11 protein-coding genes are annotated in these 12,509 nt (G+C 43.0%); 6 read left to right on the top strand and 5 right to left on the bottom strand.

The window, feature by feature from the left end; all coding sequences use genetic code 11:
- Positions 1-59: 59 nt before the first annotated feature.
- From B050_RS0120845 to B050_RS0120835, 3 genes are read right to left on the bottom strand one after another with little or no spacing between them, the layout of a single operon-like run.
- The gene (locus tag B050_RS0120845; RefSeq protein WP_157492937.1) at positions 60-608 is read right to left on the bottom strand and encodes a DUF4136 domain-containing protein; all 549 of its coding nucleotides are present in this window, start codon (positions 606-608) and stop codon (positions 60-62) included.
- A gap of 35 nt (positions 609-643) precedes the next feature.
- Complete coding sequence (locus B050_RS0120840; protein ID WP_083923315.1) at positions 644-1,252, bottom strand: OmpW family outer membrane protein; 609 nt, start codon at positions 1,250-1,252, stop codon at positions 644-646.
- Between the two features lie 5 nt (positions 1,253-1,257).
- A complete protein-coding gene (locus B050_RS0120835; RefSeq protein ID WP_018475902.1) occupies positions 1,258-1,896 on the bottom strand; it encodes a DUF4136 domain-containing protein in 639 nt (212 codons plus the stop codon).
- A gap of 447 nt (positions 1,897-2,343) precedes the next feature.
- On the opposite strand from B050_RS0120835, the gene B050_RS0120830 reads away from it, so the two are divergent.
- Positions 2,344-4,806 carry a PIG-L family deacetylase gene (locus tag B050_RS0120830; protein ID WP_018475901.1) on the top strand — a complete coding sequence of 821 codons (2,463 nt, stop codon included), beginning with the start codon at positions 2,344-2,346 and terminating at the stop codon, positions 4,804-4,806.
- 93 nt (positions 4,807-4,899) lie between these two features.
- A complete protein-coding gene (locus tag B050_RS0120825; RefSeq protein WP_018475900.1) occupies positions 4,900-6,621 on the top strand; it encodes a sodium:solute symporter in 1,722 nt (573 codons plus the stop codon).
- Positions 6,622-6,952: 331 nt separating this feature from the next.
- Here the strand turns inward: B050_RS0120825 and B050_RS0120820 are convergent, their stop codons facing one another.
- Positions 6,953-7,801 carry a DUF2911 domain-containing protein gene (locus B050_RS0120820; protein ID WP_018475899.1) on the bottom strand — a complete coding sequence of 283 codons (849 nt, stop codon included), beginning with the start codon at positions 7,799-7,801 and terminating at the stop codon, positions 6,953-6,955.
- A gap of 85 nt (positions 7,802-7,886) precedes the next feature.
- On the opposite strand from B050_RS0120820, the gene B050_RS0120815 reads away from it, so the two are divergent.
- Genes B050_RS0120815 through B050_RS0120805 form a run of 3 tightly spaced genes read left to right on the top strand, consistent with a single transcriptional unit; the run spans position 7,887 to position 10,283 of the window.
- Positions 7,887-8,504, top strand: coding sequence for a DNA-3-methyladenine glycosylase (locus tag B050_RS0120815; protein ID WP_205745012.1), 618 nt, complete (start codon positions 7,887-7,889; stop codon positions 8,502-8,504).
- Between the two features lie 2 nt (positions 8,505-8,506).
- The gene (locus tag B050_RS0120810; RefSeq protein WP_018475897.1) at positions 8,507-9,427 is read left to right on the top strand and encodes a 2-hydroxyacid dehydrogenase; all 921 of its coding nucleotides are present in this window, start codon (positions 8,507-8,509) and stop codon (positions 9,425-9,427) included.
- Between the two features lie 22 nt (positions 9,428-9,449).
- Positions 9,450-10,283 (top strand): universal stress protein, encoded by an 834-nt coding sequence (locus tag B050_RS0120805; RefSeq protein WP_018475896.1) that lies wholly within the window; start codon positions 9,450-9,452, stop codon positions 10,281-10,283.
- A gap of 124 nt (positions 10,284-10,407) precedes the next feature.
- Here B050_RS0120805 and B050_RS0120800 read toward each other — a convergent pair whose 3' ends face one another.
- A complete protein-coding gene (locus B050_RS0120800; RefSeq protein WP_018475895.1) occupies positions 10,408-11,127 on the bottom strand; it encodes a tetratricopeptide repeat protein in 720 nt (239 codons plus the stop codon).
- A gap of 343 nt (positions 11,128-11,470) precedes the next feature.
- Here B050_RS0120800 and holA point away from each other — a divergent pair, with 343 nt between their 5' ends.
- Positions 11,471-12,493 (top strand): DNA polymerase III subunit delta, encoded by a 1,023-nt coding sequence (gene holA / locus B050_RS0120795; RefSeq protein ID WP_018475894.1) that lies wholly within the window; start codon positions 11,471-11,473, stop codon positions 12,491-12,493.
- Positions 12,494-12,509: the final 16 nt, after the last annotated feature.

Raw genomic sequence — 12,509 nt, 5'->3', positions numbered from 1 at the left:
AATTTAATTTTTAAGAATCAAAGGTAAGTAATGATTATTGAAACATTGTTAGCGCTAGATTATTTATCCAATTCAGCTAACAGTTTGTCTGTTCCTTGTTGGATTTCTTTCTGGGCAGTGGCATCTTTTTTAGTGATCACGCCAGTAGCCACCCCTTGCCAAACCATTTTATTGGATTCCTTGTCCACGAGGTCCAGAGTGAAGGTACCTTCTTTATAGGTTCCCACAGGGACTTCCTGCACTTCCCAATGGTAGTTTCTCTGTCCCATATACATAGGAGGATCGCTTCTAAGGTCCGTTTCCCGCGTTTGGGTTTTTTCTTCAATCACGACACCGATATTTACCAAAAGAGCTCCCGCGCCAGGTGCATATACAATTCCCCGTCCGGTAAGATTTTTTTTGATAGCATCTTTGATATACTCCACACGCTCGGCGTATTGAGGCATCTGATCGATATCCAAATTAGGTTTCGAGAAATCAAAACTTTGATAATTGTGGATATCAAAATCTGGCTCTTCATGCGTCTGAACGACCTTGCCTGCGGTGCAGGCACTGAACATTAGGAGGACAGCCAAAGGGGCCATGTAGGTTATTATGCGATGTTTCATGATTGTTAATGGTTAAAGTTTAGGGTAATTATAATTTAAAATTTCCAGGCTAGGCCAACACGAAAATCCAAACTGCTGAAGGGACTCTCTCCAAAGGTGGCATTATATTGTGCCCCCAGGTTCATGGATACACCATAGGATAGAGGCATTTGGACGCCTGCTCTTGGCGCAAGACCAAAAACAAAGTTATTATCCCTTAAGGAGTACATTCCCAATTCAGCCCACTTCATGACATAATATCCACCGATACCTAAACCAAGATAAGGCTGTATTTGACCCTCCGGCTCAAGAAAGTAGGTTCCTGTCGCAAGGAATGGAATAGAATTGGTATAGTTGAATCTTTTGCCGGTGATAGTTACGATCTTGCCATTTTCGACGATCTGCTCACTGGCAATGCCGGGTACATTTTCATAATATGTGGAAACTCCCGTTCCAAATCCTACGGAGAAATGCTTTTTGATTCTATAGGAATAATCCGCTGAGAATCCGCGAAAGCTGAAGCTTCCCGTGAAGTCTGTCACCTCACCCAAAGGTAAAGTAGGAGCGTAATTGATTTGAAATTCACTGGTGCCCTGTTGGGCCATGGATACTTTTGCGCTTAGCGCAAAAAATAGTACGAATATAAATAGATGGATGCGTCTCATAAATATTATTTAATTAAATACGGGGAATCGGTCATCATTTGATCAAGACCTCGATCAATACGTTGACGAACTATTTGGTCGGAACCATCAAGCACGCCATTCAGTGCTCCACCCCAGATCACTGGCAATGGGTCAGGCTCGCCATCATTAACTACGGTAAGGCTGGCAGGGTCCACCATCTCCACTAGCAAGGTGCCAGTACGGTAAGAATAAACGCCACCAAAATAACCCCATCCACCAGGATAGTATGGGTAGAATCCATCCGTAGGATAGCTTGGGTAATAACCCCATCCAGGCCACCATCCCCAGTAGTCCCACCAAGAATAATATTCAACATTTAAATTGTCAACAGCAGTAACCATCAACACAACATCCGAACCATTAGAAACGGGATCGGTGGTTGCTTTCCAACCTGCTCCTTGAAATTCAGAGTTTACCTTCGCCAGGATGAATGCCTCCATCGTCGGGTCTAAGGTACTATTGTCATTAGTGATATATACCACACTATCGGGTAGGTGATAAGTATCATAATCAGTGTAGTTCACTGCCGGATCTTCGTAGGTAAGGACCAAGTCTAGGTCATCTACGTAATCCGCTCCGCCTGGCGTGCAGGATATTACTCCAGCAAGCAAAAAGCCTAACATTACTATAGAATTTTTAAGCATAAATGGTTATAATTTGTAGAATATAATAACAATAACGCTGCAAATATTTAAAAAATGAAGGGGATAAGTGAAATTTTACGCTGACTTTTTTTAAAAAATGTCTTAAAAGAATTCAAATATTTTCTTTTCAAGGACTGAATCTGAATAATTAATAATCCCTTAATACTGGTTATTTTGCCCTAAAATGTGGGATTTTAATTTAACTTACTTTAAAATCACCTAATTAAACTTCTGATAACTAATTGGTAATAAGCCTAGGTTTTTGGAGTTTTTCCCTGGTGATTTTTACCTGCTGTGCTGCTGGTTTGATTCTTTACCACCATCATGAATCCTTGAGCCTTTTCTTACCGTTTGTACCATTTGTATAAATTACTTTTGTAGCTAAGCTCATTTGTGTTAGCTTAAATGACTTAAAAATCACCTAATATGAAAAAAACGCTTCTGTTAATAGGCTTCATCTTTTTTGCAGCTTCTTCCTTGGTATTGGGCGCCGGGCCCTCCTCAGTACTCTACCATGATCTGCTCAGCCTGAAAGAAACCAAGCGGATCCTATACATCGCCGCACACCCCGATGACGAAAATACCCGCCTGATCGCCTACCTGGTAAATCATGAACACGCAAGTGTCGGCTACCTGTCACTCACCCGTGGCGATGGAGGCCAAAACCTCCTCGGAAAAGAGCTAGGAACCGAGCTTGGCATGATCCGAACCCAAGAGCTCCTCAAAGCACGAGAAACCGATGGCGGCCAACAGTTTTTCTCCAGAGCTATCGACTTTGGCTATAGCAAAAATCCCGACGAGACGCTGAACAACTGGGACAAAGAAAAACTGCTGGCAGATGTCGTATGGATGATCAGAAAATTTCAACCCGATATCATAATCAATCGATTTAATACCACTCCGGGAGTGACGCATGGCCATCACACCACCAGTGCAATACTCTCCCTAGAAGCATTCTCCCAGGCCGCCGACCCCCAGGCCTTTACCGATCAACTTGCCTATGTGAAGCCCTGGCAGGCACAGCGGGTATTTTGGAATGCCTATAGCTGGGGCGCTCCTTACCAAGCTAAAGAAGGGAAACAAAACTATGCTTTTGAAACAGGGACTTTTGACCCACTTCTGGGCAAAACCTATAACCAAATCGCCGCAGACAGCCGCACAATGCATAAATCCCAAGGATTTGGATCTACTGCCTCTCGCGGTGAGTCTTGGGATTATATAGAATTTGTAAAGGGGAAGGCCTTTAAGGAGAGCCCCTTCGAAGGCGCTAAAGACCGATGGGCTTCCCTGCCAAATGGAAAGGCCAGCCTCGCCGCCATAGAAAAGGCGATCAGTGAATTTGACTTTAAAGCCCCCGAAAACAATCTCGAAAACCTCCTTAAGGTGTACGATCTACTGTCTATAAATAAGGCAGATGATAAATGGCTACTAGAAAAACAAGAAAGTATCAAACAAATGATTTTTGACTGCCTGGGCTTGAAAATGGACTTTCTTTCCTCAGTGCAAAATGCCATCCCAGGTGCCTCCGTTAAGGCCAACTTCCTTATCAATAATCCCTCTTCTAAGCAGCTAACCATCAGTTCGATAGATTATCTCAGTAATAAGCAAACCGTCAATAAATCTCTGAAAAATAATGAGGTTTATTCTGAAACGGTGAACGTGAAATTCCCCGAGGATTATCCTGTTTCCCAGCCTTACTGGGTGCAGTCTCCACCAAAAGACAATCTATATCAGGTGAATGATCAGCAGCAAATTGGGGCTGCCTATAATCTGCCTGCCCTCAGCGCAAGGGTCATAATGGACATTCAAGGGAGGGAAATCGAAGGCTTGGTTCCATTGCATTACCAGTATAATGATAGGGTGGATGGAGAGGTAAATCAGCCATTTGTCCTCTTACCTGCCATCAGGGTGGATGTGGACCATGATCAGGTCTATGCGGTGGCTGGAAATAAAGCCGAGCTGACCGTTAAAGTAGGGTTTGAAACCGATATTATTGCTGGAGACCTGCAGTTGGAAGGGCTTAGTAAGGAGGCTTATAAGGTGGTGGAAGAATATTCCGATGCGGCAGCAAAAACGAAGACCTATAAAATTGAAATTAATGGAGGAGCGCCTATCGGCAAGACGGAGGTGAAAGTAAGCTATAAAACGATAGCCCGGAAGGAATATTCCCAGTCTATCAGACAAATCTATTATTCCCATATTCCTCAATTAACCTATTTTCCCGACGCTAGCTTTTCATTGATCAAGCTGGACCTAAAGATCTCTGGCGAAACGATCGGCTATATCCCTGGGGCAGGGGATGCGCTGCCTGAGGTGCTGAGAAACCTGGGCTATCCAGTAGTCATGCTTGAGGATGAAGATTACCGTTCTTCACGCTTGCAGCAATTCAAGACCTTGATCGTAGGAATTAGAGCTTTCAACGTCAATCAACAATTGGTCGATCAGTATGCCGAGCTGATGGAATATGTAAAGACAGGTGGGAATTTGATCATTCAATACAATACCACAGCAGGCCTCCTGACCGATCAGATGGGGCCTTATCCATTTGAGATTTCTCGCACGAGAGTCTCAGTAGAAAACTCCCCGCTAAAGCTGACTTTGCCTGACCATCCGATTTTGAATTCGCCCAATCCGATTATAGAAGAGGACTTTGAGGCTTGGATTCAGGAGCGGGGTTTGTATTTTGCAGAAGACTGGGATGACCATTATCAGACGCCCTTCTCGATGAATGATCCCGGAGAGCCTGAGACGCAGGGTGCCCTATTGACCACCAAGTATGGTGAGGGGGTATATACCTATTCAGGCATAAGCTGGTTTAGATTATTACCAGCAGGTGTGCCCGGAGCTATTAAGTTGTTTGTTAATTTAATTGAACAAAATAATGAATGAACCGTCTGTAAATTGGTTTAAATTGTATGTATTGCTAATGGTGGTGCTGGCTGGATTGATTGTTTTATTTTATGGTATTAGCCAATATTACGGATGAGTAATTTAGATTGGATTGTATTATTTGGGACGCTGACAGCCATTATTGGCTACGGCGTATATAGGACATATGGAGCCAAGACCATGGACAGTTACCTCAAAGGAGGAAACGATTTGGGATGGTGGACCATAGGATTGTCCATCATGGCCACCCAGGCCTCGGCCATTACTTTCTTAAGTACGCCAGGTCAGGCGTATCAGGATGGGATGCGTTTTGTGCAGTTTTACTTCGGCCTTCCCATCGCCATGATTATTCTCTCGGTGACATTTTTGCCGATTTATTATAAGCTTAAAGTTTATACTGCCTATGAGTTTTTGGAGTCAAGGTTTGATCTAAAGACCCGGACTTTGGCCGCTTTATTATTTCTGATTCAGCGAGGGCTTGCCGCGGGAATTACCATCTATGGACCGGCAATTATTCTATCGACCTTGCTGGACTGGAACCTTACCTTTACCAATATCTTTATTGGACTGGTGGTGATCGTCTATACGGTTTCCGGAGGTACCAAAGCGGTATCCATTACCCAAAAGCAGCAGATGACCGTGATGATGGGGGGGATGATATTGGCAGGAATTCTAGTGGTCAATATGCTACCCGTCTCCTTTGGTGAAGCCATGCATGTAGCTGGTAAGATGGAAAAATTGAATATCGTCAATTTTGAATTTGACTGGGGTGATCGGTATAATTTCTGGTCGGGGATCACCGGCGCTTTATTTTTGTTTTTATCGTACTTCGGGACAGATCAGTCTCAGGTTCAGCGTTACCTCAATGGTCGCTCGCTGAAGGAGAGCAGAATGGGGCTGATCATGAATGGCTTTCTGAAAGTCCCCATGCAATTTGTGATTTTATTTATAGGGGTGATGGTCTTCGTCTTCTATCAGTTTTACCAACCCCCGATATTCTTCAATAAAGTGCAGACTGAGAAACTTCAATCCAGCGATTATAGTGATGATTTTGCGGCTTTGGAGGGGGAGTACAGTAGTTTATTTGAAGAGAAGAAAGCCGCTATTGACGGATTACTCCAGGCTCAGGAAAATGGCGAGGAACAGCAGGTCCGCATTTTGCAAGGGCAGATCGCGAACAAGACAGCCCAGGCAGAAGGGGTCCGCGATCAGGTGAAGGAGTTAATCACTAAGAATGACCCTAATGCTGAAACTCGCGATACCGATTATGTATTTATGAGGTTCGTGATGGACTACCTCCCACAGGGAATCGTCGGTTTATTATTTGCGGTGATCTTTAGTGCAGCCATGTCCAGCACCGCTTCGGAGTTGAATGCATTGGGCTCCACCACGACCATAGATATTTACAAACGCTCCCTAAACCAAGGCAAGGAATCCTCTCATTATACCTTGTCCTCGAAGGTTTTTACGGCGGTATGGGGTGTGTTTGCGATTCTCTTTGCTACTTATGCCAGCCTATTCGAAAACCTCATTCAGGCGGTAAACCTTTTGGGATCCCTCTTCTACGGAACCATCCTTGGGATTTTCCTTGTAGGTTTTTATATGAAATGGGTCAAAGGAAGAGCCGTATTTATAGCCGCTTTGATCACAGAAATGATGATTCTCCTGATTCATTGGAAGAATGGAAGTACCCTGTTAGGGCTATCCATAGATATTGGATTCCTGTGGTACAATGCCATTGGCTGCCTACTGGTGATGGCCTTATCAGCCATCTTACAGCTGATCCTTCCCAGCCCTAAACCGGCAAAGGCCTGATTCAAGAACGGACAGAGCGATCATTCAAAAAGATAAATCAACTGGGGCAATGGGAGCGGAGAGAACGCTGGTTTGGGAGTCAGCAATCAGCCCTTACCATAAAGTATTAGTAGGGAATAGCTTGTTGGCTTTTATTTAGGCTACAGTGTACCTGACTCCAAAGGCCATGGTCAGGCGCTTAAACCTGCCTGATTATAACCAAGCGAGGAGGCGCGATGAGGGCAAGGCTTCATAGTCATCTTCCGCATCTGCACTGACTTGATTTTAATAATGGTATAAAAAAAGCCCTGAAAATCAATTTCAGTGCTTTTTTCATTAAGGAGAGTGCTTATTACTGAATTGTTTTGATCAGGCGATCATTTAAATTGACATAGTCAGGGTTCTTGGCTTCTTCGGCCATTTCCTTAGACTCCTGAGCACTGGCTAGAGCGGCTTCCTTATAGCCTAGTTTATCAGCGATCTTGGCCTTGAGGTGCATGGTCCAGTATTTTGGATCGGCTTTTACCGATTGACTTATCCACGTATAAGCCTGCTCCAGGTCTTTATCTTTGGAGAAATAATAAGAGGCTGCCTGATACAATAGTCCGGGATTATCAGAATTCACATCGATAACCATTTCTTGAATTTGCTTCATCACAATAGGATCCACCTCGGTAGTGATATTGAAACCGATGCCTGTTTTTTCCCATTGCAGGTTAAGAGTGGCTCCCGTATCCGTCATATCGTTGAAGCTGATTTCCATGGTTTCATAGTTTTCTGGCAGCTTTTCGGCAGGAACCTTAAATCGTAGCACATCCTTATCATCGGAATAGCCGATGGCTCCCCAAAGCTCCAGGTTCTCTGAAAGGATCACTTCCCATTCTTTCTTTCCTGGGATGGTGTATAGTGCATAAGTTCCGGCAGGGATGGGGTTGCCTTCGATATTTACTTCCGAATTGAAGGTCAGCTTGGTGCTGGAATTGGCGCCGGTTCTCCATACTTCTCCGTAAGGAACCAGGGTGCCGAATATTTTACGGCCTTTTTTGCTAGGGCGGCTGTATTCCACCACTACATCTGTAAGCCCAATTTTTTGGCTAATGCTTGCTGCCGGACTGGCTTGGGGCATTTGGATTTGCTGCGCATAGGTAATGATGCTAGTCATAAATAGCATCACCAATAGGAGGCTTGATTTTGTTTTCATGGGTAAAATTTAAATAATTGTTTAATTGTATATCTTTGGCATTATAATTACGGGCTATTGTCCAGTGAATATGGACGAAAAGCCTATGTTATATTTGAATACTATTTCTATTCTTCCAAAGGAATTCTTTTTGAATCCGGATGTGGTGGAAGTTTCACGCTTATTATTAGGCAAAATACTGGTCAGTCAGGTGGATGGCAAGGTCACTGCTGGCAGAATCGTGGAAACTGAAGCTTATGACGGAACCATCGACAGAGCCTGTCATGCATTTCCAAACAAGATTACGAAAAGAACTGAAGTAATGTTCGCAGAAGGAGGCAGAAGTTATATTTACCTATGCTATGGTATCCATCATTTGGTAAATGTGGTGACAGGTCCGGAGCATTCACCCAAAGCGGTTTTAATCAGGGCTTTGGAGCCTGTGGAAGGCCTAGACTTTATGCGCGAGCGTAGAGGACCTGTGGTAGATCGGTTGCTTACCAATGGCCCAGGAAAACTCGCTGAAGCCCTAGGAGTCAAATTATTACATAATGATAAGGAATTATATCATAATAATGGAATAATCTTTATTGCCGAGGAGGCAAATAACAAAAAAGTTAATATTACCGTTAGTAATAGGATTGGGGTCGCTTATGCAAAAGAGGATGCATTTCTGCCCTGGAGATTTTATATTAGCAAGAATCCATACATTAGCCAAAATTAAAAATGAGTTTAGCTATTATTTCTCCAAGCAGGGATGTAAGCCCTTGGTTGGAAATTTTTAAAAAAGAAGTTCCGGATCTTCCACTATCTATCTATCCGGATATCCCTCATCCCGATGAAGTCGAAGCAGTAATGTTATGGCAGCATCCGAAGGGAATCATCAATGAATATCCAAATCTAAAGTTAATTTGCTCTATGGGAGCAGGGGTGGATCATATTTTAGGGGATGAAACTATCCCTACCCATATTCCTATCACTAGAATTGTGGATCCCCGACTGACCTTCTCCATGACCAATTATGTCACTATGGGGGTGCTGAACTACCATCGAAAATGGAACCGGTTCCAAGCTCAGCAGCAAAAAAAACTTTGGGATATGAAAGCCCCGGAAGCCGAGGTGAAAATTGGCGTGATGGGCGTGGGTGAATTGGGGGGAGACGTATTGGATAAACTTTCATACCTTGGACTGGAGGTCGTAGGTTACGGTAATAGCCCCAAGCCTGATTTTGATTATCCTTATTATTATGGCGACCAATTAGAAGCTTTTTTACAGGAATGCAACGTTTTAGTCTGCTTGCTACCACTTACCGCAGATACACGTGGTTTTTTAAACATACGTTTATTTGAAAAATGCAAGCAAGGTACCTATCTTATCAATGTGGCAAGAGGAAAGCATTTGGTAGAGGAGGATTTAATAGAAGCTTTGGATAAGGGCTATCTTTCTGGGGCACTGTTGGATGTATTTCATAAGGAGCCACTTCCGGAATCGCATCCATTTTGGGCGCATCCACAGGTAGAAATTACTCCTCATATTGCAAGTATTACCAATCCTTCTGCTGCAGCCCCACAGATACTTGAGAACTATCGTCGGATGCAGGCAGGGGAGGAGTTGATGAATAAGATAAATAGAAACAAAGGGTATTGAATTTAGAAATGATAAACTACATATGACAGCTTTTAAGATACTATGTCCTACTGATTTTTCGGAATGCTCTCTCAATGCCATTGAATATGCTGCTAAACTGGGGGAAAAATACAATGCAGAATTGATTCTTTTTCATGTACCAGAAATGGCCGATTATAAGAAACTTTTCAAATTTACCGACCAGAATTCCCTTACTTTCGTCAACAAGAAACTCGACAGTCTAGCTAAGGAAGTGATGATCGAAAGCCTTGATAAAGGTCTGAAAAGCTGCCACTCCGTCATCCAGGAGGGAAAGCCTGAGGAGGAAATATTAAAATACGCCATGTTTGAGCGGATAGACTTGGTGGTGATGGGAACGGAAGGGGTAAACGATATCAAAACGAATTTTATTGGCACCAAAGCCAGTACCGTCGTGGAAAGATCCGAAGTGGATGTTTTGATAGTGCCAAGAAAGGTGTTTTTTAAACCTCCGCGTAAGTTTGTATATGCCTCTGATTACCTTGAAGAGGATAAATTGGCTATCCAAAAAGTGGTGAGACTTGCGGGTTATTTTGACAGCGAAATTGATATCGTCCATGTCGGGACCAAGAAGAAGACTATTGATAAAGCACTGCATCAAACTATGGTGGATGAGATCCGGCCATTTGTGAAATATGAGAAAACCAGCTATGTGCTCAAAACCTTCCGAGATGAAGTTGGTTTGGGATTGGAAAACTATCTCTTGACCGCCAAAGGGGATATTTTGGTGACTTTGAGTAAAAAGAAAAGTTGGTTTGAACAGTTGTTTACTCAAAACCTGAGCAAAAAAATGTCCTATTTTATCAATAAGCCGCTTTTTGTAATAAGGAAGCCTTAGTTCGCTATTAATAGACCGAGTCACTTAGGCGTTTAGTTTTGGCCTCATTCTTTATTGAATAAAATTAAAAAGGGGAGCTTGACGCAAAGTCAAACTCCCCTTTTTATGAGTCCAATGGACAGGTTTACTTTTGTTTACCGAATTTCGATTGAATAAAATCGAAAAACTCCGAGCGGGTGTTTTTATCATTAATTATTTTCCCAAACATATTCCAATATCCTCCAAAGGACACCTTATTAGACAGATTAGCCTCCTGATTTAGCAGCTGCGAAGGGGTGCTTGTCGACTTTTCCTTTGGGGCGCCAGAAATGGCTGGGTCAGTATTTTCTGCTTTTTTAGGCTCATAGCCTACCAGCTTATCTGCTTTCTCGAAGCTCTGCTGAGAGCGCTCTTTATAACCCAGTTTTTCTTCGACCAAGCCTTTATTATTATAAGAGACGGCATCTTCAGGATCCATTTCGATGGCAGTGTCATAGTCGGCAATTGCACCTTCCAGATCTCCCATTCGATCCTTTAGGAAGGCCCTGCTGGAGTAGCGGTAAGGGTTTGCAGGGTCAAGATTAAGGGCTCGATCTAGCTCGGAAAGCGCCTCATCATTTCTCTTAAGTAAGTGAAGTACCACCGCACGATCACTGATATAGTTGGCATTATAAGCCTCCAACTGCACCAGCACATCGAAGTCAGCGAGGGCTTCCTCCAATTTCCCGAGCCGGGATAATATCCTGGCCCGATGAATCCGCAATGCGGGAGCACTGTCCTGCTCCATCAGCTGGTTAAACACCGCCAATGCTTCTTCAAATTTACCTTCCTTGTATAGTTCTAATCCTTTATTAATATCGCTCACGGTTGACCTTTCTTTTTGATTGACATGTTAAAAATAACAACTATAATGTTAACAGGCTATTGCTTCAATTAGTTTTATTATCCTGAGTTTATATTCACCTGAGCGATAGACTGCACATTCATTCTTCTGCGAAAAGGTTATTACCGATATAAACTAGTATATTTGACTAGCTATCAGGTAAAAGGGAAGTAGGGCTTAGGATCTTTTGAATTGGCCTATATTCTGATCACCTGATGCTGGAAAAGCTAGTCCTATGGAGGAGCGAGAAATTTTTAGTTTTTCCATATTCAATTCTATTTCTGGCTAGGTAATAATTTCTATATTTGAGTATAAAAAGTAAACTATGCCAAATCAACCAGAAGCGATACTTAAAGAATTGAAAAGCGGGAAATATGCTCCCGTTTATTTTTTGCAGGGAGAGGAGCCTTATTTTATTGATCAAATCACAAATTATATAGAGAATAACGCGATTGCTGAGCACGAGAAAGGCTTCAATCAGATCATAATGTATGGCAAAGATGCCTCCATGAATGTGGTGCTCACCAATGCCAGGCGGTTTCCGATGATGGCCGAGCGGCAGGTGGTGATCGTAAAGGAGGCGCAGAACCTGCCAGACTTAGGTAAGGAAGCTGGTGATAGCCTTTTGGTCAATTATCTGGCAAATCCACTGCCCAGTACCATTTTGGTTTTTGCTCATAAGTATAAGGTGCTGGATGGGCGGAAAGCCTTGGCTAAGGATCTGGATAAAAAAGCGATTCTCGTCAAGTCTGATAAGGTACCTGAATATAAGTTGGCCCCATGGATCGATGGATATGTGAAGAGTAAATCATTCACGATAGAGCCCAAAGCCTGCCAGATCATTGCAGAGTCCATAGGAAACAACCTGGAAGTACTGACCAATGAGATTGATAAAATGCTTATCAATTTTAGCGAGCCGGTACAGATAAACGCTAATCATATTCAGCAGTTTATTGGGATCAATAAAGACTATAACAATTTTGAGTTGACCAAGGCATTGAGCTATAGGGATATTCTGAAGGCCAATAAAATCATAAGCCACTTCAGCCAAAACCCTAAGTCTAATCCCCTGATTCCCATCGTGGCGCTATTGTATCTGCACTTTTCGAGGTTGCTTATGGTGCATGCCAATAAAGGAACCAACGAAAGGGAATTGGCCGGTGCGCTCAAAGTGAATCCGTACTTTATGAAAGAGTATATGATTGCTGCCAAAAATTATCCTTTAGGCAAGGTTATTGATAACATCGCATACTTGCAAGAGGCCGACCTGCGTTCTAAGGGTATCGATGCCAGCGGCATGAATGAAGGGGAAATCCTTAAAGAATTGATATTTAAACTGTTGCATTAAGTTGCCAAGCTTGACC

Origin of the sequence: Echinicola pacifica DSM 19836 (genome assembly GCF_000373245.1) — a bacterium.
Classification (GTDB): Bacteria; Bacteroidota; Bacteroidia; order Cytophagales; family Cyclobacteriaceae; genus Echinicola; species Echinicola pacifica.
This window is presented reverse-complemented; position numbering and strand designations above follow the sequence as displayed.

What these genes read in the sequence shown, in the direction of transcription:
- B050_RS0120845 (WP_157492937.1), bottom strand. Translation starts at nt 608, where the DNA reads ATGAAACATCGCATAATAACCTACATGGCCCCTTTGGCTGTCCTCCTA.
- B050_RS0120840 (WP_083923315.1), bottom strand. Translation starts at nt 1,252, where the DNA reads ATGAGACGCATCCATCTATTTATATTCGTACTATTTTTTGCGCTAAGC.
- B050_RS0120835 (WP_018475902.1), bottom strand. Translation starts at nt 1,896, where the DNA reads ATGTTAGGCTTTTTGCTTGCTGGAGTAATATCCTGCACGCCAGGCGGA.
- B050_RS0120830 (WP_018475901.1), top strand. Translation starts at nt 2,344, where the DNA reads ATGAAAAAAACGCTTCTGTTAATAGGCTTCATCTTTTTTGCAGCTTCT.
- B050_RS0120825 (WP_018475900.1), top strand. Translation starts at nt 4,900, where the DNA reads ATGAGTAATTTAGATTGGATTGTATTATTTGGGACGCTGACAGCCATT.
- B050_RS0120820 (WP_018475899.1), bottom strand. Translation starts at nt 7,801, where the DNA reads ATGAAAACAAAATCAAGCCTCCTATTGGTGATGCTATTTATGACTAGC.
- B050_RS0120815 (WP_205745012.1), top strand. Translation starts at nt 7,887, where the DNA reads ATGTTATATTTGAATACTATTTCTATTCTTCCAAAGGAATTCTTTTTG.
- B050_RS0120810 (WP_018475897.1), top strand. Translation starts at nt 8,507, where the DNA reads ATGAGTTTAGCTATTATTTCTCCAAGCAGGGATGTAAGCCCTTGGTTG.
- B050_RS0120805 (WP_018475896.1), top strand. Translation starts at nt 9,450, where the DNA reads ATGACAGCTTTTAAGATACTATGTCCTACTGATTTTTCGGAATGCTCT.
- holA (WP_018475894.1), top strand. Translation starts at nt 11,471, where the DNA reads ATGCCAAATCAACCAGAAGCGATACTTAAAGAATTGAAAAGCGGGAAA.